The following is a 23949-nucleotide window of genomic DNA, read 5'->3' as shown; positions in this document are numbered from 1 at the left end:
TATTCTACTCTCTACCCTTCATGATTTTTTTCGCTGTGTGGTAAAGTGATTCTAGACGATTCAATTCTTGCACTGCAATTTTTCGTTCAAGTTCAGTGATGATGTATACCTTCTTTCGTAAGGATTCACCGTCATCTAAAGCTTCTTGAATCCATCCTTTTTTATCTAATGTTTTAATCGCCCCGTACAAGGTTTACGCTCCCAAAACTAAACGTCCCTCTGTTCGTTCTTCAATAAATTGCATCATTCCATAACCGTGATTCGGCTCAAACACAGCTAATAAAATAAAAAAGGTTGTTTCCGTTAAGGCTCACCCTTTCACATAATATCGCATCCCTATCCTCCCCTATTCTGTTTACTGTAATAAAACCACATCACTAAATGGAATAGTTTACTATTTTGAAAATAAAAGATTACAAATAGATAGAAATAACAACCTTAAATAGGCATAATTAGTGGCAATTCTCATTCAAGCTATTTTAAAATACTATCAAAATCGTGTTTATTTAGGAGCAAAACAAACTAAATATAAATCACTCATCACCCGCTTAACAGGGGCGCTTATTTCATTTTAACGTTAAAATGAAATAAAAAACGACAAGTTCATCTTAAACTTGTCGTTTTTTTGGATATTGCTCAACTTCTTCCTCATCTGTTGCCTGTCCTTTTTTATATAAAACTCCAAAAATTGATAATCCGATTAATCCTCCCCATATTAATACTTGTACAAGTGTCATAATGAGTTGCTGATATTCCATCAATCCCACTCCTTCCACTTCTTATTATTCCAAATTAATCTATTTTTATACAATAAATCCCTTATTCGTTTTATTCACCATATCTCACAACTGTAAATAAAACCCATCCAAATACCGCTAAAATAAATGAACAAATCATCGATACTCCTACTTCACTATTTAAATAGTATGAACCACATCGCACATATTCTATCACACGCCAAACACTGACTCCACTCATCAAAAAGGGTAACAAAAGTCCCCAAAATACTTGTTTTTGCTTGGACAAATAAATCACTAATCCAATATACACATTCAGTCCTAAAATTAATCCTAATGCATACAAAATATCCATTGTTAACCCCCCTTTTTTAAACCCCTTACATTACATATATATTCACCTCCCCCCAATCTATTGACACAAAGACGACATGATTCCATAAAAAAAGTTGCCTGGCCCTGACCAGACAACTCAAATTATTTCATTGGTACGCTTAAAATAAACTTCACTAAATCACCATCATCCACCATTTCAAAACATCCCTCTTGATTTTCAAGCGTCATCTGGATCCATGTCACTAACTCTGAGGAAATCTTTGCTTCATGACTCGTCACATAACGTAACGTCATCTGCACGAACTCATTCATCTCGTCTACTTCTAAATAAACACGAGAATTTGCTAAAGCATCAGTGGCAATCGTCGTAAATAATTGTTCCATCACGGAAGATAACTGATTTTGATGAGCTAAGACCGTCACTGAAGACGTCGGCAGTTTAGTTTTTAATTCAAACTCATTAAATGATTCTGGCATCTTAGCTAAAACATCTGCCATTAACTTCGAAAAATTAACTTCTGTTTTCATACTTTGACTTTCACTTAAATGAAGTAGCAACTGGAGTTCTTCCTGAACTGACTTCATTTCTTCAAGTAATGCCACATCAGTCTCACAAGACATCGCTTCTTGAAGCTGATGTTGTAAGTTCGAAAGACGATGACTTAAAGAAGACACCCTTTCCTTCATCAAAGCAAACGCAGGAGATTCCTGATACACGACTCGTTCCTCAATCACAGTTTCAACGTCTGATGTCTTTTTGAACAAACCAAACAGCTGGCCAATCATCGTATGGCGGCGTAACATTTTCCAAGGACCAATGATAAAGAACTCTTTCACATAAAGCGCATGAATGGCTATGACAGCAATAAAAGCACTCCAACAGAACACATTCATTAAATGAACAATTCCCGCTACATAATCGGTATTAACACTCCACTGCACTATCTCAGCTAATGCGCCAGTTTGCGTCGCAATGATTAAAAATGGTGCCCCCATGATGGCAAAGCAAGTTGCAATCACAAATAAAAATCTAACTTCAAGTGGTACAAATAATAATCCCTTAACTAATCCTGATTCTTTAATCCATCTAAAGGGTAAAACAAAAATAACTAAAATCGTCACCAGCGCCATCACGATTAAATAAGGAATGCTAACCATCACATAATTCTCCATCCCAAAATCATTTAACTCGTAATAAATCGGTCCATTCATCGGTAAATCCTGTGGAACTCCAAAGACAAACGTCATATTTTTAATATCATATTGGTGGTCATAATATGAGTCAAACTCTTGCTGCATTAAACGTTCAAAATCAAAACGATCCGCCCCGTAAACGTCACCAATTGATACATTCCCTTCCGAATCAAACGTTACGGTTGTCACAAACTGATAACGTGATTGTAATTCATTCCATAACAACTCGTCTGATGTCGTCACTAACTGCTTTAATAGATCAGCTTCACGTGCCTCCTCATGTGATCCATCTGTATTCACAGCGTAATAATCTAATTCAGCCGGATAGCGGTCTAACGTATATTCCCAATATGATAACTCATCATAAAAATTCCCCTCATTCGTTCCTGTTTCATCACCCGATATCTCTTGAAATTCGTATGCAAGATACAAACTACTATTTGCCAATCGCCTAATAAATTGATAGCTTTCAAAATATGGCGTTTGCATTTTTTTAACTTGCTCTGTCATCTTCGGATACTGAATATATACAAAATTTCCACCCGAAATAATCAATCCGGTCATCAAGAGATAACCAAGTCCCCGCTTCAGACTATTTAAAATAGTTGAGCTCATACTCAACACCACCTTTCCTTAAAATCATGATGTCATTATAACTAATAAATCTTAAAAAAAGGTCAGGTGAATTCTTAATTTTTTCTTAAGATGAAAAAACAGCGAAAAATAATTCGCTGTTATCTTACTTATTATCTAACGACTCAACAAACTCATAAGGCGTCATCCCACTATACTTCACCTCAAAACATTCCACTCCACGCCAAACATGACGCGAATCATTGCCGTTAAAAGAAATCATTTGCACCACTTCATCATCTTTATACAACACATAATAACTAGACTGCACCAAATACATGTCTCGATCGGCTATCCGTCTCCCTAACTTTCCACTGCGAAGAATCCTCATCATTCCTCTAAGCTCATCAGGTTCTGTGATTGTGATCACCTCTGTACGAGACACGTCCTCATCACTTGCCAACAACACCTCAATCTTATCCACCTCATCAACTTGCAACAAATTAAACTGCTCCTGACAACCTATCAAACCCAAAAAGCACAACAACACAATCCATCTCTTCAAGCAACATCCCCCCTCCTACTATCATTTTAATCATATCATTCGACAAATATGAACCTTAAAATAAAAAAGAACGTTGCTAGAAAAAATCTCTACTAAAAAATAAGCTTTCCTAAAAAAACCACTCTCAACTATTGAGAATGGTTTTTCATTAGAATTATTCTTGGCTTTCGCGTACTTTATCTGAAGCAACCTCTAGATTAGCAGCCCAATCAGATGCTGTTAACTCTTTATTCATAATTGAACTAATCGGTTGGAACACTTCATTTTTCATATTAATTTCAGTATTAGTCGCCACTTCAAATCCAACCATAATTGGCAACACATCTGATTCATCAAAAATTTTAAAACTACTATAGTTAGATGCTGGAACATATTCTTTAGCCATTTCCACTGCACCTTCAATTGGAACAACTGCATGATTCAACTCGGCATTTAATGCAACAATTTCATCTTTATATAAATAACGCATGAACTCTTTTGCTAATTCAACATTAGCAGCATCAGATGGAATATACATTTCTTCAATCCCGGTCGCAACATAGCGAGTATCTCCTTCATTAAACACTGGATATGTCATGAATCCCCATTCCCAACCTTCTTGAATGGCATCTTTCATTTCATCTTCATACCAGTTACCATTTGGCAAGAATAGAGCACTACCTTTTAAATGTTCGGTTTGTGCTTGGGTATGATTCATGGCAACCGTCCCTTTTAATAAATAATCACCTTCAGCAATTTGTTGGAAAATTTCTAGAGCTTTTACGACATTTTCATCTTCCCATGCTCCATCAGCATAAGAGAAAATATTCTCAACTGCTTCTGTGCCTGCTGCTCCCGCAATGGCTGGCCATACAATGGATTCATTATATCCTGGATACATCCCTTGGTATGTAAATAAGCTTAATCCTTCTAATGCAGCAGCATCTCCTAAAGCAAAGAACTCATCCCAAGTATTTGGAGCTTCCCATCCTTTTTCTGCAAATAATGCACTGTTATACCAAAGGCCTGTTACATTGTAATAAAGGGGAGCTAAATAAACGGTTCCATCTCCATAAGGGGCTGTTAATTTATTATCTAAGAATCCTGGTAACATTTTATCTTTAATTGGTGTTGATTCCCCAGGTGCTGGTTGTGAAAATACGTCACTTAAATCTGCTAACTTTTTGTCTTTAATTAACGCTTGTGCAACACCTGATTCATTTGTTGAGGCAAAATAAATGAAATCTGGAGCATTTCCAGCCGCTAATTGAGGACGAATCACATCTCCGATTTTTGGACTTGCAGTTAACTCAACGGTTACATCTGGATAATCGGCTTCAAAACGTTTGGCAACTTCTTCCCAAAACGCTTTACCATAGCCCCCTTCAAATACTGCGACTTTTAAAACTTCTTGCTTCTCATCTGTTGATGTTGTTTCCTCTTGTGTTGGTGTTTGCTCTGATGTTTCTCCCTCAGGTTTTGTCGTCGTTGCATCGTTTGATCCTGAACATCCGACTAACAATAATGACATCATCAAACTAGCAGATAATGCACCCAATAGCTTTTTCTTCATTTCTAAATCCCCCTTATTTAAGATAGATTAAAATCGCTTACATCATTATTCTAAGATTAATCCCCAAAAATTAAAATAACTTAAACTGACTTAGAAATGGACTTTTTTGACCCGTTCTTGATACTCGGTGGGATTTTCTCCACAAAACTTCTTAAACACACGATTAAAATAAAGTTGATCCTTAATTCCAACTAACTGCGCAACTTCTTTCACTTTTATGTCACGTTTTTTTAGTAACTGCTTTGCCTTAGAAATTCTTAGTTCATTCAAATAATTATTCAGCGTTTTATGTGTTTCAATCTTAAAAATACGACTCAAATAGGCCTCATTCAAACACGCATAATCTGCTAGTTCCTGAAGTGTAATTCGTTCGACATAATGTTCATGAATATACGCAAGGACCAATTGGACCTCAGGTCGATAATGGGCCAACTCCTCATCAGAAATAAGGGAAATCTGTTGATCCGGTCTTACTTGATCTTGAAATAGCTTCGTACAAGCAGCCAACTTAACTCTCGAATCAATCACGACTCGTTTTGAAGCTTGTAAATCGGTATTTAAATAATTACGAACACTTCTCACAACCTTAATCCAACGATCGGTTATAATCAGATCTTCTAACACTTCTCGCTCATATAAAATAATAAGTACTTTCTCATGATTAATATGGACCACATCAAAATCAAATCCCCTAAATTGCTCCCTAATAATGGCATCAATATACGGAAATTGATCATCTTCAATCTTGTCATTTTCTTTCACTCTTAAGCGATATAAACTCAGTTGCGGTTCAAATAAATGATACATCTTCACATACCGATCAAGTTCATCCTCACTATAATAAATGTCCCCTTTTAAAACGGTTGTTAAAAAACTTTTTCTCCCTATTTTAAAATGATGAACCTCATTTTTTTCATCTTCTTCTAATTTACGTTTTTTTAACTGCTTCTCATTCAATTCAACTTTAATCTGTTTAATTAAGTTAATTAAATCCTCTGTTCGTAAATTAATCTTAATAAAATAATCCATTGCCCCTAATTTCATCGCCTGACGGACCAAATCATAATCGCTATGATTGCTCAATACAATCACCTTAGTTTCCATATTTCTTGCCTTCATTTCTGCCATTAATTCTATGCCGTTCATTTTTGGCATTTTTAAGTCTGTTAAGACAACGTCAACCTGATTGTTTTTTAAGAATGCAAGTGCCTCTGCTCCATTTTTGCAAACCCCAACCACCTTACATCCTTCTTCTTGCCAATTTATTACACTTTGTAAATAAATCCTTACAATTTGTTCATCATCAACAATTAAAATATTTAACATGACTAGCCCCCCCCAATTATAACTGCTTAGGTATTTTAATAACTACTGTCGTGCCTTCATTTAAACGACTTAAAATCTTAATATCTCCCTCTGATTGATAACAAAGATTAATTCGTTCAATGACATTAATCATTCCAATTGAAGATAATTTTCCGTCTAACTTCTCCTTCGACTTCTTCTCTAACACCTTTTCTACATCAAATCCTGCTCCATTATCTTCAACATATAAATAAATCCAATTGAGCATATCTCGCACCTTAATCGTAATTTTTAAATCCTCTTCCTCATTCAAACCATGCAATAAACTATTTTCAACGATGGGCTGCAAGATAAAACGTGTAATTTTATAATCTAAACAATCTACTTCAATATCCACCGTAAAATGAAACGTATCTCCATAACGATTTCTTTGAATCGTCATATAATCCTCTACATTTTGAAGTTCTTGACTAATTGGAATCAATTCATTGGTATCACTAATCGTTGCCTGCAACAATCGACTTAAAGCCCCAATCGTATTGCTAATGGTCTTAACATTCGACATTTCTGCCATCCACTTTATTGAATTTAACGTATTAAATAAAAAGTGTGGGTTAATCTGAGCCTGTAACATTTTAAGTTCAAGTCGCCTTTGACTTTCATTCGTCTCATTCATATCTGAAATCAAATCTTTAATAAATTGAATCATAATATTAAACTCTTTGTACAAATACGTCATCTCGTCATTTCCATCCTCACGTTGAGGGTCTGTCAGTTCGATCGTATTTATACTTTTCATCGTCATAATCAATCGATTCAACGGTCTAATAATACTTTGCCACAGCAAAAACGAAATCAAAGTTACGATGACAATCAAAACTATAATGCCAATTAAAAGTGACTTTACCACTTTTAAAACTTCACTTAAAATATACGTATTTGGTGTACTTGAAATCAAATACCAATCATTATAACTGACATACTTGTAACTCACGAGGTTATAAGTAAACATCTTAGTTCCCTTATAATCCCCCTTCAAATAGCATTGCTTCAAAAACTCATCTAAATCAAAATGAGTGGGTTGCCCAATCGAGGTTACCACATCCCCCTCTAAATCAAGCAACATCAAACCACCTACACCACTAATCATCCCTTTTTCTAAAATATTTTGCATCCTTATCTCATCAATCGCAATGAATAAATATCCCATCGGTGTATGCGGATTGCCATTGGTTATCTTCAAAATAATACCGATATATCGTCCATCTCGACTATAAAAACTTTTCTTCAGAGATGATTTTCCACTCTCTTCAAGTTCTTCGATACAGTTAATCATGAAATCCGTATTAACATATCGATAACCTTGAGCATATAAAAAATCCTTATTTACATTCAAAATTGAAATATCCGCCGCTAACGTCAACAAAGAATAATTTTGTGAGATGATTTGTTCGACTTCACGTATAAATTGAACTTGCTCATTAAGAGTCATCCCCTCTGATTTTTGAAGCCCTTGGCGAATCGTGGATGAAAACAAAAGTTGCGTTCCAAAACTTTCAACATCTTGAATAAATAAGGATAAATTATCTGCTAAAATCTCATTCGTACTCTCAATATGATTCACATAATTAGAACGAATCGATCCATAAATGATATGGATTGAAATACTGCCAATCATCACAATCGGCGCAATTGAGACTAATAACATAACTGTTATCAACCGCTTATAAATACTAAACTTTCGAAACAAAAGTTCAAGTTTCTCTCTGACAATATAATATTGCCTTCCCCATTCTAACTTTTTCATTCGACTCCCCTCTTTTAGTAGCGCTTTCTTTATTTTATCATAACCTGCACAAATTTTCCATTTTATTACCTTAGTCTTTACTAAAAGAATGACATAAAAAAAAGAGCACAACTCATTGTATGCTCTTTTTAATCTATTTAACCTACATTTTTAGTAACCTCTTCTAAATTTGAACCACACATGGCGATTTTTGTCGCCACTAACTCACCCATTTTTTCTTTGGCAGGTAAGAAATAATAGCGTGGGTCCGTCGCATCGGGATGCTCATTAAAATAAATCTTTAAACTTTCACTGAAAATATTTTTAAGCTCTGTTGCGACATTCACTTTACAAATTCCTAAATTAATCGCCTCTTGAACCATCTCTGTTGGAACACCTGATGCCCCATGTAACACAAGTGGAATATCAATGACCTGACGAATTTGTGCTAATCGTTTAAAATCTAGTTTAGGTGTGCTTTTATACATTCCATGAGCCGTTCCAATCGCAACTGCTAACGAGTCAATCCCTGTTTCACGAACAAAAATCTGTGCTTCTTTAGGATCAGTTAAGAACGCATCTGCGTCCTCTACCACTAAATCATCTTCACGTCCTCCAAGCTTTCCAAGCTCTGCTTCAACTGTGGCTCCATATTTTTTAGCAAAATTAACAACATCACGTACAATCTCAATATTTTCTTCAAACGGATGCTTTGAGGCATCAATCATAACTGAACGACACCCAAGTTCAATTAACGCTTTAATATCCTCCACATTCTCATGATGATCTAAATGAAACGTAATTGGCACATTGACTTTCTTCGCCATCGCTTCTGTAATCGCGATTAAATTTTCGCCTCCTGCATATTTCACTGTTCCAGGAGTTGCCGCTAAAATAACCGGTGAATGCAAACGATTCGCTGTTTCAACAACTGTTTGGATGGTCTCTAAATTATGGATATTAAAGGCTGGAATGGCATAACCATGGCGTTGTGCCTCGATTAACATTTCTTTCGTATTTATTAACATCCTTTTTCCTCCTTAAATTGATAAATCGTAACTCCTTTTACCACGCGATTAACCTCTCCCGTCGGACAAGGATTATCAGGCGTAATCCCTAAACTTAACGACTTCTTAAGAGCCAAAATTTGTCCAAATGCTAAATACTGCATTCCTAAAATCACATTATTTTTAATCGCACGTCCGAAATAAACAGAATCATCAGCCACGTGATCATTACATAACACCAACACTTTATTTTCCTTACGTTCTGATAACAACTCGCGGATTAAATCTTCATCATAGTATTTTGGATAAGTTTGATTATTTTTAAGCACTACTATCAACGTTTTATCATTAATGACTGATTTAGGTCCATGTCTAAATCCTAGTGGTGTATCGTAATTTGCATTGACAATTCCAGCTGTTAACTCAAGTGTCTTTAATGCCATCTCACGTGCAATACCTTTAAGTGGTCCTGATCCTAAGAAAATTAAACGATCATAGTCATATGTTAAAATCTCATTAAATAAGTCCGTATTATTAAATAAATCAAGTAAATTTTCTCTCACATTAAATAAATCAGTTTGTAAATTATGTAATGTCTTCAAATTAAAAATCGCAATATTCGTTAAAATCATTGACGTGCAACTACTTGTCATTGCAAAACTCATATCATTTGTCTCATCAGGCATTAACAATAATAATGAGCCCTCATCCTCGCTTGCAAACTGAGCTAATTTTCCCTCTTTATTACAGGTAATGACAATTTGATACAAGTTGCGCACTAATTGTTTGGCTAACTGAACGGTTGCTACACTCTCAGGACTATTTCCAGAACGAGCATAAGAAATTAATAACGTTGGTTTTTCAGGCGACAAATAGCCAAATGGATTTGCCACAATATCTGTTGTTGCAATCGCACGAACAGACTTTTTAGTTAACTGATGTAAATAGGGCTCTACGACCTCACCAGCAAAAGCTGATGTTCCTGCTCCTGTTAAAATAATCTCTAAATCCTCATGCTCTAACACCTGATCTAAGAAACTTTGAATGACCTCTTTATGAGTTGAAATTTGGTGTAAGACTTTTAACCACACATCAGGCTGCTGATGAATTTCTTTCGCCGTATAAATTCCATTCCACGCTTCTAGATTCGACTGTTCATACCCTAAAATTTTTTCTTCCATCTCAACTCTCCTTCCAAACTTTACCTTCCCCTTTATTGTAATCGCTAAACATTTAACTTTATATAGACAAAATTGACTCCTATATAGATAAAAAAAGATAGCCATTCCTAAAGGTTAGGCTAAAATGAACTCACACTTCACTATATGAAAAAAATAGGAGTACTATGCGCACTCCTATCTTAAATATTCCATTAAAAGGCCCCCATGATCAACTAACCACTGATGTTGCTTTTGTAAGGATAAGAGCTGTTTTTGTAAAAAAAGCTCGCTCTCAATAGCCTCTGTTTCAATCCCACGCTCATGACGCTCTAAAAAATGAAGCATCACATCTAATCTTCTCAGCCTAATCAACCATGGAATCATTAAAATCTCCGCTTCAGTTAATGAAACCACTGACTTATACCCCTCACAAAATGCCTTTAATCCATTAAAATAATCATCCTCTTGCAATAACTCCGATAAACAAATCGCTACTTCCATCGCTCTTAAATCCCATGTTACAAACTCAAAATCCAAAATGGCACATGGCATCCCCAAATCATCCATTAGCATATTCGAACAATTAATATCCCCATGAATCAACTGATGAGGTAACGCCTTAAATTGCGCCATCAATCCCTTCACTTCTTCTAACAACTCCTGTACCAACCCGGTTGCCTTCACCATAGGATACGATTTCTCAAGCTCATAATATGGCAAATACTCTCCCTCACCTACAAATACATCCCGTAGCTTCACACTCAGTTGTCCCACCATTTTTCCATACGCAACATACTGATCAATACGCTCTAACTTTAAATTCTGACCCTTCTTAAACTCAAACACAACCGCTAATTTCTCCCCCACCTTAGCCATCGTTTGACCATCCTTCGTCAAAACAATTCGAGGAACTGGCAACACTTGAAGCTGATCAAGCACTGCCTGTTCAACCAAAATCCTCGAAACATCCGCATGATTTTGATACACCCGCATCACATATTCTCCACTCTCCTGGCGAATGAACCTTGTCAGATTATTCATGCCAGATGAACCATGCAAAATCTCACACTTTCCATCAAAATATAACGTTAACGTTTTTAATAGCTGTTGTGTCTCCATCTCTAAACCTCCTAAACTACTGCTATTATATCACTTCTAAGAATATCTCCTCCACCTTAGTCATAACCCTAAATAACCATTTCCTTAAGGAGATATCTTTTTACTATGCCGCACTTACGCCCTCTTATTTTATACACTCATCCTTTTTACACAACCTTCTCACCCTTTCATCAAAAATAGAGTCTGTGCCTTCCTCGTTACCCTTTATCCCTTAACCTAGGCCAAAGCTTTTAACAGTTCATTAAATTTCTAAAATAGCTCCTCTATGCAAAAGAGTTGAATGTTCAACTCTTTTTTTATGCATGAAAAAAACCACCCGATTGAGTCGGGTGGTTTCATCTTAATACATAACTTTCGCTAAAAACTCTTTTGTACGGGGATGAGTTGGTGACGTAAATAATACTTCCGGCTTCGTATCTTCTAGAATTTGACCTTCATCAATAAAGATGGCACGTGTTGCTACATTTCTGGCAAATCCCATCTCATGAGTGACAATCGCCATTGTCATGCCACCTTCTCCTAGTTCTTTCATGACATCTAATACTTCTTTCACCATCTCAGGATCAAGTGCTGAGGTAGGTTCATCAAATAACATTAACTTCGGATTTAAAGCTAGTGATCTCGCAATGGCCACACGTTGCTTTTGTCCACCTGATAACTTAGATGGATACGCATCAAACTTATCGGCAAGTCCAACACGTGTTAACAAATTAAGTGCAATCTCATCCGCTGACTTATCATCCATTTTCTTTAATAACTTTAACGCTAATGTAATATTTTTTCCAACCGTCATATGCGGGAATAAATGAAAGTTTTGAAAGACCATCCCGATTTGTTCACGAACTTGATTTAAATCAGTCTTTGGATCTAATAAATTTGTTCCCTCAAATAACACTTCTCCTTCCTCAGGAACCTCCAATAAATTTAAGCAACGTAATAACGTCGATTTTCCTGATCCAGAAGGTCCGATAATCGCAATAATTTCTCCCTCTTTAATCTCTAAATTAATAGAGTTGAGGATTTTTTTACCATGAAAAGATTTTGATAACCCACAAACTTTAAGCATCTTGATGTAATCTCCCTTCTAAAACAGATAATAATTTTGAACATGACGCCGTTAAAATAAAATAAATCACCGCCGCGACCACATAAACACCAAAAGCATTAAACGTTGCCGCTTGAATCATATCTGAATTATACATTAAATCGCGTAGTCCGATCACTGACACAATTGCTGATTCCTTAATAATGACAACAAATTCATTTCCAAGTGCCGGTAAAATATTTTTCACTGCCTGTGGTAAAATGACATGCTTTAACGTTTGTTTCTCACTTAAACCAAGTGAACGCCCCGCTTCAAATTGCCCTTTATCAACCGCTTGAATTCCAGCTCTAAAAATCTCTGATACATAAGCCCCTGAATTAATCGCTAAAGCAATGGCTCCAACTAAAAACTCAGCTGAAATCCATCCAAACGATGGATAACGTGTATGCAATAACTGTGGCACCCCAAACCATAAAATAAACAATTGAATCATTAATGGTGTTCCCCTAAAAAAGGCCACATAGGCATCGGCTAGCTTACTTAAAACTTTTCCGAGCATCCCTTTAGCATTAAACTTTGTCAACGAAACCAAAATTCCAATAAGCGTTCCAAAGAATACGGTAATCAATGCTAACGCAATCGTCACACCCGTTCCCTTTAACAACATCGGATAATAATCAACTAAAAATTCAAAACTCATTTTTCTCACCTGCACTCCCTAAAATCATTATTGATTTGAAATTGTAATCGCCTCTTCTAACATCTCATCTAACTTACCGTTCGCTTTTAAACTCGCGATAACCTCATTCACTTTCTCAACTAAATCTGTTGAACCTTTTGGCATCGCAACTGCCATATACTCCTCAGATGAAACTTTTAAATCAGCCACTTCTACATTTTCAAACTGCTCAGCGTAACGATTCGCAATTTCTTTTCCAACAATCACCGCATCAAGATTCCCATTACTTAACTCTAATACAATCGCTTGAGTTGTTGCTAACTCTTTAACATTCTCAGTTAACTCATAAGCAATTGGTGACTGTACACTTCCTAATTGTGTCCCAATTTTAATCCCTTTTAAATCATCTTCCGACTTAATTGAGTCAACACTTTCAGTTCTAATTAACACAGCATTTTCCCCTGTATAATAAAGATCTGAGAAATCAACTTGCTTTTGACGCTCCTCATCAGGACTCATCCCTGAAATAACCATATCAACCTGACTCGCTTGTAAAGCTCCTACTAAACCACTAAAATCCATTTGCTTAAACTCAACTTTAACACCCAACTCATTCGCAATTTCTTCTGCTAACATGACATCAAATCCAACTAACGTCTCCTTTCCATCAATCATTTTTACTGATTCAAAAGGTGGATAATCTGCCGATAACCCGACTAATAAACTTCCGTTCTTTTCGATACTTTCAACACTCACACCATTTTGTGAACATCCTACCACGCCCACTAACATTAAACCTAAAATCATTAACATTTTTTTCATCGTTTTCTCCTCCTTGTATAAATTGATTTGAATCGATTTTTTTTGACAATTAAAAAAGACCGCCTCTTTCATCAAGAGGCGATCTTTCAACCGCGGTACCACTCTTATTGATCCAAGTTTATCTTATCAATTAATAGTGGCTATGTTTATAAAAAAAGGTCATCTCTTATAAACATAAGAGACGACCTACTGACCGCGTTACCACTCTAATTGATACAAAAACTTGCATCCGCTCTGCTCATTAAGGGGAGTACCCGATTATCATACTCTATACGAGGTATATTTGTGATAATCTCCATAGAAGGGCGTTTCACACATAAGCATTGGCTAGACTCACACCTACTCTAGCTCGCTTTGCAATTAACTTATGGCTACTTTCTTCGTCAAAGGATTTATTCAAATCAAATTGTTAAATACATTTTAAGGTAATTCATTTCAAAAATCAAGAACAATTTTAAAAAAATTTAAACTTATTTTTAAACTGCAGCTTCATCTCTAGCACCTGAATATAGCAAAACAATGCTCACACACTACTCTAATTTTGATAAAATTTAATCTTATAAATACTTTCTACTTTCTTCTTTTAATGCCTCATAATCTAATGAAATCAACTCTTTAATTAGCTTTCGCCTCACACCAACATCCTCATACCTCTTCATAATAGCTTCTCGTAAACTCCCTAAAAGATTGACATATTCCTCATAAGAATCATCATACTCCACCGCTAACTCACGGCTAATCTTCTTCGCTAAAGCGGGGCTCTTTCCCCCCGTTGAAACACTTAACAGTAAATCACCTCTTTTTACATAAGATGGAACGATATAATTTGAAAGCATCCGATTATCTACCACATTCACAAGTTTTTTATGTTGATGGCAATACTTTGCAATCTCCTCATTAACTAACCGATTATCTGTTGCTGCCACCACTATTTGACTACTTTCAATATATCTTTCATCATACTTATCCTGCACTAACACCACATTCTCTAACTCATAAAAACTATCTAAAAAATGAGGTGCTATGACTTTAACCGATTTATTAAACTCAAGAAAGTTCTTACATTTTCGATAAGCTACTTCACCGCCTCCAACAATCACAATTTCAAACTGATCCAACTCTAAATTGACCGGATAAAGCAAAAAAAATCACCTTCATTTCTTCATATAGCCTCATTATAACACAAAAAAACTGATGACTATCGCAAGCGTCATCAGTCTTTTTATGTTTATTTTTTTAACATCTTTGCCAAATCTTTAGCGAAATACGTAATAATAATATCTGCTCCCGCACGTTTAATCGACATCACCGATTCATAAATGGCTCCCTCTGCTAAAATCCCATTTTTAACTGCCGATTTTAACATGGCATACTCCCCACTCACATTATAGGCTGCTAATGGAAGATCAAACTCATCCTTCACACGGCGAATGACATCTAAATAAGAAAGGGCTGGCTTCACCATTAAAATATCAGCCCCTTCTAATACATCTAGTTCTGCTTCGATTAAGGCTTCATTTGAATTAGCCGGATCCATTTGATACGTTTTTCGATCTCCAAAAGCCGGCGCAGAGTTAGCCGCCTCACGAAACGGTCCATAAAACGTTGACGCATATTTAACACTGTATGACATAATCGCAATACTCTCAAACCCTGCTGCATCTAATCCTTCACGAATCGCTTTAATACGTCCATCCATCATATCAGATGGTGCAATCATATCTGCTCCTGCCAACGCATGACTCACGGCAATCTTCGTTAAATACTCAAGGGTCACATCATTCTTAACATACCCTTCCTCATTTAAAATTCCACAGTGTCCATGACTTGTATACTCGCACATACAAACATCTGTAATGACATTCATAGCAGGATTCACTTCTTTAATTTTTCGAATGGCACGTTGAATTACTCCATTTTCATTAAATCCTTCACTTCCACATGCATCTTTATCCTCATCATGAGGAATTCCAAATAAAATCACATGCTCAATTCCAAGTTCGCCTAACTCTATAATTTCGGCCTCTAATTGATCTACTGAAAAATGATAAACATCTGGTAACGATGAAATCTCACGTTTAATTCCTTCGCCTTCGACAATAAATAACGGATAAATTAAATCCTCAACATTTAACTTCGTTTCTCTTACTAAATTTCGAATTGCTTGACTCGTTCTTAATCGACGTGGTCTTCTTAACATTCTAATGGCCTCCAATCATCGCTTCAACAAGCGCATCAATACTTGCTTCCTTTGCTTCCTTGTATACTTCGATTTTTAAATCTTGCAATGTTTTAGAGGTCACAGGTCCTATTGATATGACCTTTGTCTGATTCAATTTTTCTAAATAATCAGTCCCTAACATCTTAACAAAATTCTTAACCGTTGCCGAACTAGCGAACGTCACATAGTCAACCTGATGATTGGTTAATAGCTCAGTGACATCCTCTTTCATACTTGTATCCATCACACTTTCATACGTATGAACCTCATGAACGGAACAAATTTGACCTAACGTCTCAACCAAAACATCTCGTGCATTCTTAGCTCTTGGAATTAACACTCGATCCTCAGGTTTTAATACGTCTCTTAACTCCTCACAAAGAGCCTCTGAAACAAATTTAGATGGAATCAAGTCAGCCTTAATCCCGCGGTCTTTCACCGCCTTGGCCGTTGCACTTCCTATCGCACACACCTTCAAATGAGCCAATGCCCTTGCATCAAATCCTAATTCATCTAACTGATCAAAGAAAATATCCACCGCATTCTGACTACTCAAAATTAAATACGTATAATCTTGTATCTCCTTAATCGCTTGCTCTAATTCAACATTATCCTTAATCTTCTCAATCCTAATCGTTGGCACCTCAATCGGATTTCCACCTAAATCCATCACCTTCTCAACCAACGAACTACTTTGAGTTCGGCTACGTGTCACCATCACATTTTTTCCAAACAACGGCTTATTCTCAAAGAAATTCAATGACTCACGCAATCCAACAACCGATCCCACCACAATCAACGTTGGTGGCTTCACCTTCTCCTTAATCGCCGTATCGTAAACCTCATCAAGCGTTGAAGTAATCACTCGCTGATTAAAACGTGTTGCCCAACTAATTAACGCTACCGGTGTTTTACCATCTTTACCTTCTCTCATTAAACAGTCGCTAATTTTTTTCAAATTAGCCACCCCCATTAAAAAGACTAACGTTCCGCCTATATTCGCCAAAGCATTCCAATTAATCTCAGGATTTTCCTTATCATCTGCTCTTAAATGCCCCGTCACCACATGAAATGACGATGCATGATCACGATGAGTAATTGGAATCCCTGCATAACAAAGTCCTCCAATAGCAGACGTAATACCTGGTACTACCTCAAACTCAATTCCCTCAGACTTTAACGCTTCTCCCTCTTCACCTCCACGACCAAAAACATAAGGATCCCCACCCTTTAATCGTGTCACGATCTTACCTTCCCTCGCTTTCTCAACAATCACACGATTAATATCATCTTGAGGTAGCGTATGATCACTAGATGCCTTGCCAACATAAATAATCTCACAATCGGGTTTAGCTTCCTTTAAATAATGAACATTCGCTAATCGATCATAAACAATAACATCTGCCTGCTGAATACACTCTAGTCCCTTTAACGTTAATAACTTATAATCACCTGGCCCTGCTCCTACAAGATAAACCTTACCTTTCATAATTGTCATACTCCTTTAAAACAAACTGTGCAACCTCTAATCCTAACTCAATCGGTGACTCAATTCCACCTTCTAAACACTTCCTCACCAGACAATTTCCATTCTCACTTCCATAAAGGCCTGTTAACTTAAGCTTGTCACCTTCTAATTCACAATACGCTCCCATTGGAATATGACAGCCACCATTCACACCTGCTAAAAAGGCTCTTTCTGCTGCTACCCTAATTTCAGTTTCAACATCTTTAATACTCTCTATTAACGCTTCAATCTCTAAATCTGCTTCCCTAATCTGAATCGCTAATGCTCCTTGAGCTGGAGCCGGCACCATAATATCAACTGGAATATAACTACTAATCATTTCACTCATTCCCGCTCTTAATATCCCTGCAGCCGCAAGTACGATTCCATCTAAATTCTCATCCTCTATTTTTCTAATTCTCGTATCAATATTTCCCCTAATCGATAAAATATCTAAATCTGGTCGATATTTTAATAATTGATACTTTCTTCTTTTACTTCCCGTTCCTATTTTAGCCCCTTTAGGCAAATCCTCTAACGTTTTATATCCATCTTTTAAGATTAGCACATCTCGTGGATCTTCGCGTTTAGGAACCGCTGCAAACTTTAACCCTTTGGGCAATTTTGACGGCATATCTTTCATACTATGAACAGCTATATCAATTTCTTTATCTAATAATTGTTGCTCTATTTCTCTTACAAATAACCCTTTATCTCCTATTTTATCCAACGAAACATGTTGAATCAAATCACCTTTTGTCTTGATGATTTTAACTTCAAATTCCACCTCAGGATGATATTTTCTTAACTGATCAATCACCCATTGCGTTTGCGTCAGCGCTAATTTACTTCCTCTTGTACCGACCACTACTCGCATACTAAACCTCCTTTAAGCACTCTTGCGCATGTTTTAAAAACTTATCTTGGATCCCAATATTCTCTCCTAGACCTTTCAGTTGAACATTCACAACAAATCCTTCGGACTCCAATACATTTTTCCATGAATCTTGACTATTGCCTATCATCTCTTTTTTAGCATGGTACCCTACTACTAACATCATAGGCATTAAATTAACCGTCTTTACTTGACCAGCCTTTAATCGCGGTATCACCTCTTCTAATCTAGGCGTCCCTTCAATCGTTCCTACATAAGCATTGATACCATGCGATCTTAAAGCAGACTCAACTCCTAAATACTCTTGATTACATTTATGAGACATCCCATGTCCCATAAATACAACGGCCTCATCTTTATTCATGGCAAACAACTCATCTTCTAAAGCCTTTGCTACCTCCTCGTAATCATGACCAACTGACAATAAAGGCCTCCCTAATACAATTTTTTTGAATTTATGTTGATAGGCTTCTACCTCTTCTTTTAATTGATTAAACTCATCTCCGCAAATAATATGCAAAGATTGCACTAATACTTCATCATATCCTTTTTCTAATATTTGTGATAAAGCCTTAGTTGGGTTATGAATCTCTACTCCTTCTCGTTCTTTTATCTTACTGATAATCTTATCAGATGTATATGCCCTATAAAAATCATAATCTTTAAAAGATTTATGTATTTTTTTCTCACAAGCCTCTATTGTTTTTTCTCGTGTTTCTTTATAGCTTGTTCCATAACTTACAACTAATACAGCTTTTTTCATCATTTATCTCCTTGAAACCTTTAAAAAATTAACCTAGCCAAATGGACTAGGTTTTTATCACATAATAAATCATTCTTGATGAGCCAATTTTAATGCTTCGTAATTTGCTTCAATTGTTTTTTCAATATCTTCATCCGTATGAGCATTGGATAAGAACATCGCTTCATATTGACTAGGACCAATTAAAATTCCTTGACTTAATAACGCTTTAAAATACTTATTAAATCTATCGATATCGCATCGCTTAGCATCATCATAATTTTCAATAGGTCCTTTAGCAAAGAATAAACAAACTAATGAACCCGCACGTGTTACCGTATAATCTAATCCTAGCTTCTCTAAATTAGCTTTAATTCCCTCTTCAAGTTTTAGAGCTTTTCGATCTAATTCAGTATAGATTTGCGGGTTATCCCTTAAAATTTCTAAATTCTTTTTCCCCATATACATAGCTAATGGGTTACCGGATAAAGTTCCAGCTTGATAAACTGGCCCGACAGGAGATACAACACTCATAATCTCTTTTTTTCCGCCGTATGCACCAACAGGAAGTCCTGCTCCAATAATTTTTCCAAAGCAAACCATATCAGGTTCAACGTTAAAATAAGCAGGAGAACTATGATAATCAATTCTAAATCCAGTAATAACCTCATCAAAAATTAAAACAGCTCCATATTCAGTACATACCTCGCGTAATAATTCAATGAATTCTTGTTTTCCTTTAACTAGTCCCATATTACCAGAAATAGTTTCTACAATCACAGCGGCTATCTCATTTCCTTGTTCCTCAAAAATACGTCTAACAGCTGCTAAATCATTATATTTGCAGACTAAAGTGTGTTTAACCACATCTTCAGGCACTCCAGGACTTGTTGGCACCCCATAAGTAATGGTTCCAGAACCAGATTGAACTAATAGTGCATCTGAATGACCATGATAGCATCCCTCAAACTTTAAGATCTTATTTCTATTGGTATATCCTCTTGCAACTCGTAACGCACTCATTGTCGCTTCAGTTCCTGAATTAACCATTCGTACCTGATCAATAGCTGGATAGGCATCTACAATAATCTTGGCCATCTCAACTTCGATTTGTGTTGGTACCCCAAAACTTGTCCCCTTTTTAATCACGTCTTCGATTCCATCAGTTAATTCTTGCGGAGAATGGCCTAACATTAGAGGTCCCCAAGAACAAATATAATCAATATATTCATTACCATCTACATCATATATCTTGCTACCATGGGCATGATCAATAAAAATTGGACTCAAACCTACTGATTTAAATGCTCTTACGGGACTATTAACTCCGCCAGGTATATATTCAATTGCTTCTTCAAAAATTTTCTGTGATTTTATATTTATCATCCTGTTGCCTCCTAATACTAGATATCAAATAATTCCTCAATTAACTTAATATACTCATCACGTTTATGTTTATTATCAATTTGTTTTAGATTAATAATAGGCTCTCTTATTAATCGTTTTAACGCCGATTCCATCATCCTATCAATCAATTTTCTCTCTTTTGCATCCAGATTTATTTTTTTAAATAAGTAATCTAAACTATCTGATTTAATTTCCAAACATTTTTCATTTAATGATTGAATGGTTGGGTCAATGTTAGCTAACTCTAGCCACTGTAGAAACTCTTCTATTTTACGATTAATAATTTGACGTCCAATTAGTGCTAACTCATTTCGCTTATTATCATTCTCTTCGTGTATTTTCTTTAAGTCATCAATATCATAAAGTTCAATATTATTCATTTTTTTAATAGCTGGATCAATATCGCGAGGAAGCGCAATATCCATCATGCAAATCTTATGATCAATCGTTGGCATATGCTCTAGCTTTAAAATAACATGAGGAGAGGCAGTAGCTGTTATAACTAAATCAACATCATTCAATACATCGTATCGATTTTCATATAGAATAGGCATGACATTAGTAAACCTATCGCCAATATCCTGAACTTTGCCGTGACTTCTATTTGCCACATAAATCTTATTAACCTGCTCATCATTCAGATAAGTAATCGCTAATTTACTCATCTTTCCATACCCAATAACTAAAGCATTCTTTCCTTTTAACGAACCTATTTTTTCTTTTAAAAGTTTTATAGCTATATAACTAATTGATAAAGGTTGCTCAGAGATTTTAGTCGTATTCTTAATTTCTTTAGCGGTCATAATTGCTTCTCTAAAGAGTTTATTAAAATACTTTTTACTTGCCCCAAGTTGCATAGAAAATTCATGGGCTTTTTTTACTTGTCCTAAAATTTGATCTTCACCTAAAACAATAGAATCTAGACCAGATGCCACCTCAAATAAATGACCCATTGCCCGTTCTCCCGTTTTTGAAAATAGGAAATTTTTTATCTCATCATCATGAAAGAATTCTTCATAAAAATTTTTAATAACATTAATCTTTTCGTCAATTGTATTAGCATGAATGTAAATTTCACTTCTATTGCATGTAGATAAAATAACAATTTCATTGATAGCCTGATCCAACAAAACATTTATAGCTTCTATTTTTTGAGAATCTGTAAATGAAACTTTTTCCCTAATCTGTATTGGAGCCAAGTGATGATTGACACCTATAACTGCTACATCCATAACTAACCTCCATTGGTATGTACTCTTATTTAATAAGTTCAATACTAGTATACCCCAAGTAAACTTTATTTGTAAATTTCATTTCATTTAAAGGAAAACTTTGATCATTAGAATAAAATTATATTTAAAAAAATAAAAAAAAACACCCTAATAAGGATGTTAATAAATTTTTGGCCCAGCAACGTCCTACTCTCGCACTTGCGTACTACCCTCGGCGCTAAGGAGCTTAACTTCTGTGTTCGGTATGGGAACAGGTGTGCCCTCCTTGCCATCGTCACTAGACCTTTTGGAGATTCTTTCGTTAATCTTCCAAAACTAGATATCTTCTTCAGTTTCTTTGGTTAAGTCCTCGATCGATTAGTATCAGTCCGCTCCATGTGTCACCACACTTCCACTTCTGACCTATCTACCTTGTCGTCTTCAAGGGATCTTACTTCTTTCGAATGGGAAATCTCATCTTGAGGGGGGCTTCACGCTTAGATGCTTTCAGCGTTTATCCCGTCCACACGTAGCTACCCAGCTATGCTCCTGGCAGAACAACTGGTACACCAGCGGTGTGTCCATCCCGGTCCTCTCGTACTAAGGACAGCTCCTCTCAAATTTCCTACGCCCACGACGGATAGGGACCGAACTGTCTCACGACGTTCTGAACCCAGCTCGCGTACCGCTTTAATGGGCGAACAGCCCAACCCTTGGGACCGACTACAGCCCCAGGATGCGATGAGCCGACATCGAGGTGCCAAACCTCCCCGTCGATGTGAACTCTTGGGGGAGATCAGCCTGTTATCCCCGGGGTAGCTTTTATCCGTTGAGCGACGGCCCTTCCATTCGGTACCGCCGGATCACTAAGCCCGACTTTCGTCCCTGCTCGACTTGTAGGTCTCGCAGTCAAGCTCCCTTCTGCCTTTACACTCTTCGAATGATTTCCAACCATTCTGAGGGAACCTTTGGGCGCCTCCGTTACTCTTTGGGAGGCGACCGCCCCAGTCAAACTGCCCACCTGACACTGTTCCCTGACCAGATCATGGCCACGGGTTAGAACCCCAGTAACACAAGGGTAGTATCCCAACAGCGACTCCACCAAGACTGGCGTCCTGGCTTCTTCGTCTCCTACCTATCCTGTACATGTGTCACCAGTGCTCAATATCAAGCTACAGTAAAGCTCCACGGGGTCTTTCCGTCCTGTCGCGGGTAACCTGCATCTTCACAGGTACTATGATTTCACCGAGTCTCTTGTTGAGACAGCGCCCAGATCGTTACGCCTTTCGTGCGGGTCGGAACTTACCCGACAAGGAATTTCGCTACCTTAGGACCGTTATAGTTACGGCCGCCGTTTACTGGGGCTTCAATTCAAAGCTTCGCTTGCGCTAACCTCTCCTCTTAACCTTCCAGCACCGGGCAGGCGTCAGCCCCTATACATCACCTTGCGGTTTAGCAGAGACCTGTGTTTTTGATAAACAGTCGCCTGGGCCTATTCACTGCGGCTTGCTTTCACAAGCACCCCTTCTCCCGAAGTTACGGGGTCATTTTGCCGAGTTCCTTAACAAGAGTTCTCTCGCTCATCTTAGGATTCTCTCCTCGCCTACCTGTGTCGGTTATCGGTACGGGCACTTACTAAATTAACCCTAGAAGCTTTTCTTGGAAGCGTGACATCAGTTGACTTCGCCATACGGCTTCGGCATCACAGCTCAATGTTATGCCATGCGGATTTGCCTACATGACCACCTCACTGCTTACACGTGAATCCATTAACACGCTCAACTTAGCCTTCTCCGTCACTCCATCAGTTTAATAAGTGGTACAGGAATATCAACCTGTTGTCCATCGGCTACGCCTTTCGGCCTCACCTTAGGTCCCGACTTACCCAGGGCGGACGAGCCTTCCCCTGGAAACCTTAGGCTTTCGATGGATAGGATTCTCACCTATCTTTCGCTACTCACACCGGCATTCTCACTTCTAACCGCTCCACAGCTCCTTCCGGTACTGCTTCTCCGCTGTTAGAACGCTCTCCTACCACTGACACCTAAGTGTCAATCCGCAGCTTCGGCGGTCCGTTTAGCCCCGG

General features: G+C 37.0%; 21 protein-coding genes, 2 rRNA genes and 1 other annotated feature (1 of these 24 running past the window's edge). All 23 genes read right to left on the bottom strand.

From position 1 onward, the window contains the following. Positions 1-4: 4 nt before the first annotated feature. Positions 5-190: a hypothetical protein gene (locus HLK68_RS10165; protein ID WP_006783563.1), complete on the bottom strand. Its 186-nt coding sequence runs from the start codon at positions 188-190 to the stop codon at positions 5-7. Positions 191-608: 418 nt separating this feature from the next. After that, positions 609-758, bottom strand: a complete 150-nt coding sequence (locus HLK68_RS10160) for a hypothetical protein (RefSeq protein ID WP_009606742.1) — start codon at positions 756-758, stop codon at positions 609-611. Positions 759-828: 70 nt separating this feature from the next. Then, complete coding sequence (locus tag HLK68_RS10155) at positions 829-1092, bottom strand: hypothetical protein (RefSeq protein WP_006783561.1); 264 nt, start codon at positions 1090-1092, stop codon at positions 829-831. Between the two features lie 122 nt (positions 1093-1214). Further along, entirely contained in the window at positions 1215-2882 is a 1668-nt protein-coding gene (locus HLK68_RS10150; RefSeq protein ID WP_006783560.1) for a hypothetical protein, read from the bottom strand. Between the two features lie 124 nt (positions 2883-3006). Continuing rightward, the gene (locus HLK68_RS10145) at positions 3007-3405 is read right to left on the bottom strand and encodes a hypothetical protein (RefSeq protein WP_229098559.1); all 399 of its coding nucleotides are present in this window, start codon (positions 3403-3405) and stop codon (positions 3007-3009) included. Between the two features lie 154 nt (positions 3406-3559). Next, positions 3560-4957, bottom strand: a complete 1398-nt coding sequence (locus HLK68_RS10140) for a carbohydrate ABC transporter substrate-binding protein (RefSeq protein ID WP_132942658.1) — start codon at positions 4955-4957, stop codon at positions 3560-3562. 90 nt (positions 4958-5047) lie between these two features. Further along, the gene (locus tag HLK68_RS10135; protein WP_006783557.1) at positions 5048-6283 is read right to left on the bottom strand and encodes a response regulator transcription factor; all 1236 of its coding nucleotides are present in this window, start codon (positions 6281-6283) and stop codon (positions 5048-5050) included. A 16-nt stretch (positions 6284-6299) separates the two neighbouring features. Next, positions 6300-8069 carry a sensor histidine kinase gene (locus HLK68_RS10130; RefSeq protein WP_006783556.1) on the bottom strand — a complete coding sequence of 590 codons (1770 nt, stop codon included), beginning with the start codon at positions 8067-8069 and terminating at the stop codon, positions 6300-6302. A gap of 137 nt (positions 8070-8206) precedes the next feature. Then, entirely contained in the window at positions 8207-9076 is an 870-nt protein-coding gene (locus HLK68_RS10125) for a tagatose bisphosphate family class II aldolase (RefSeq protein WP_006783555.1), read from the bottom strand. Beyond that, a complete protein-coding gene (locus HLK68_RS10120; protein WP_006783554.1) occupies positions 9070-10236 on the bottom strand; it encodes an SIS domain-containing protein in 1167 nt (388 codons plus the stop codon). The genes HLK68_RS10125 and HLK68_RS10120 overlap by 7 nt, the downstream gene beginning before the upstream one ends. A 174-nt stretch (positions 10237-10410) precedes the next feature. Then, complete coding sequence (locus HLK68_RS10115; protein WP_006783553.1) at positions 10411-11334, bottom strand: phosphotransferase enzyme family protein; 924 nt, start codon at positions 11332-11334, stop codon at positions 10411-10413. Between the two features lie 340 nt (positions 11335-11674). Then, on the bottom strand, positions 11675-12400 hold the full coding sequence (locus tag HLK68_RS10110) for an amino acid ABC transporter ATP-binding protein (protein WP_006783552.1): 726 nt from the start codon (positions 12398-12400) through the stop codon (positions 11675-11677). After that, on the bottom strand, positions 12393-13079 hold the full coding sequence (locus tag HLK68_RS10105) for an amino acid ABC transporter permease (RefSeq protein WP_006783551.1): 687 nt from the start codon (positions 13077-13079) through the stop codon (positions 12393-12395). The genes HLK68_RS10110 and HLK68_RS10105 overlap by 8 nt, the downstream gene beginning before the upstream one ends. 27 nt (positions 13080-13106) lie before the next feature. Beyond that, a complete protein-coding gene (locus tag HLK68_RS10100) occupies positions 13107-13880 on the bottom strand; it encodes a transporter substrate-binding domain-containing protein (protein ID WP_006783550.1) in 774 nt (257 codons plus the stop codon). 174 nt (positions 13881-14054) lie between these two features. Then, positions 14055-14276 (bottom strand) — a binding site (T-box leader). Positions 14277-14437: 161 nt separating this feature from the next. After that, positions 14438-15022 (bottom strand): precorrin-2 dehydrogenase/sirohydrochlorin ferrochelatase family protein, encoded by a 585-nt coding sequence (locus HLK68_RS10095; RefSeq protein ID WP_006783549.1) that lies wholly within the window; start codon positions 15020-15022, stop codon positions 14438-14440. Positions 15023-15108: 86 nt separating this feature from the next. Beyond that, positions 15109-16080, bottom strand: a complete 972-nt coding sequence (gene hemB, locus HLK68_RS10090; protein ID WP_006783548.1) for a porphobilinogen synthase — start codon at positions 16078-16080, stop codon at positions 15109-15111. A 1-nt stretch (position 16081) separates the two neighbouring features. Then, positions 16082-17590: a uroporphyrinogen-III C-methyltransferase gene (gene cobA, locus HLK68_RS10085; RefSeq protein ID WP_006783547.1), complete on the bottom strand. Its 1509-nt coding sequence runs from the start codon at positions 17588-17590 to the stop codon at positions 16082-16084. Next, positions 17580-18485, bottom strand: a complete 906-nt coding sequence (hemC, locus tag HLK68_RS10080) for a hydroxymethylbilane synthase (RefSeq protein WP_006783546.1) — start codon at positions 18483-18485, stop codon at positions 17580-17582. The genes cobA and hemC overlap by 11 nt, the downstream gene beginning before the upstream one ends. 1 nt (position 18486) lies before the next feature. Further along, positions 18487-19266: a sirohydrochlorin cobaltochelatase gene (locus HLK68_RS10075; RefSeq protein WP_006783545.1), complete on the bottom strand. Its 780-nt coding sequence runs from the start codon at positions 19264-19266 to the stop codon at positions 18487-18489. 69 nt (positions 19267-19335) lie between these two features. Continuing rightward, complete coding sequence (gene hemL / locus HLK68_RS10070; RefSeq protein WP_006783544.1) at positions 19336-20631, bottom strand: glutamate-1-semialdehyde 2,1-aminomutase; 1296 nt, start codon at positions 20629-20631, stop codon at positions 19336-19338. Between the two features lie 17 nt (positions 20632-20648). Next, the gene (gene hemA / locus HLK68_RS10065) at positions 20649-21884 is read right to left on the bottom strand and encodes a glutamyl-tRNA reductase (RefSeq protein ID WP_006783543.1); all 1236 of its coding nucleotides are present in this window, start codon (positions 21882-21884) and stop codon (positions 20649-20651) included. A 173-nt stretch (positions 21885-22057) separates the two neighbouring features. Then, a 5S ribosomal RNA gene (rrf, locus tag HLK68_RS10060) occupies positions 22058-22166 on the bottom strand. 55 nt (positions 22167-22221) lie between these two features. Next, positions 22222-23949, bottom strand: a 23S ribosomal RNA gene (locus HLK68_RS10055) (it continues 1165 nt past the right edge of the window).

The sequence above is a fragment of the Turicibacter sanguinis genome (genome assembly GCF_013046825.1).
GTDB lineage: Bacteria > Bacillota_I > Bacilli_A > MOL361 > Turicibacteraceae > Turicibacter > Turicibacter sanguinis.
The sequence above is the reverse complement of the archived record's forward strand: the minus strand, read 5'-3'. Positions and strand labels throughout refer to the sequence as shown.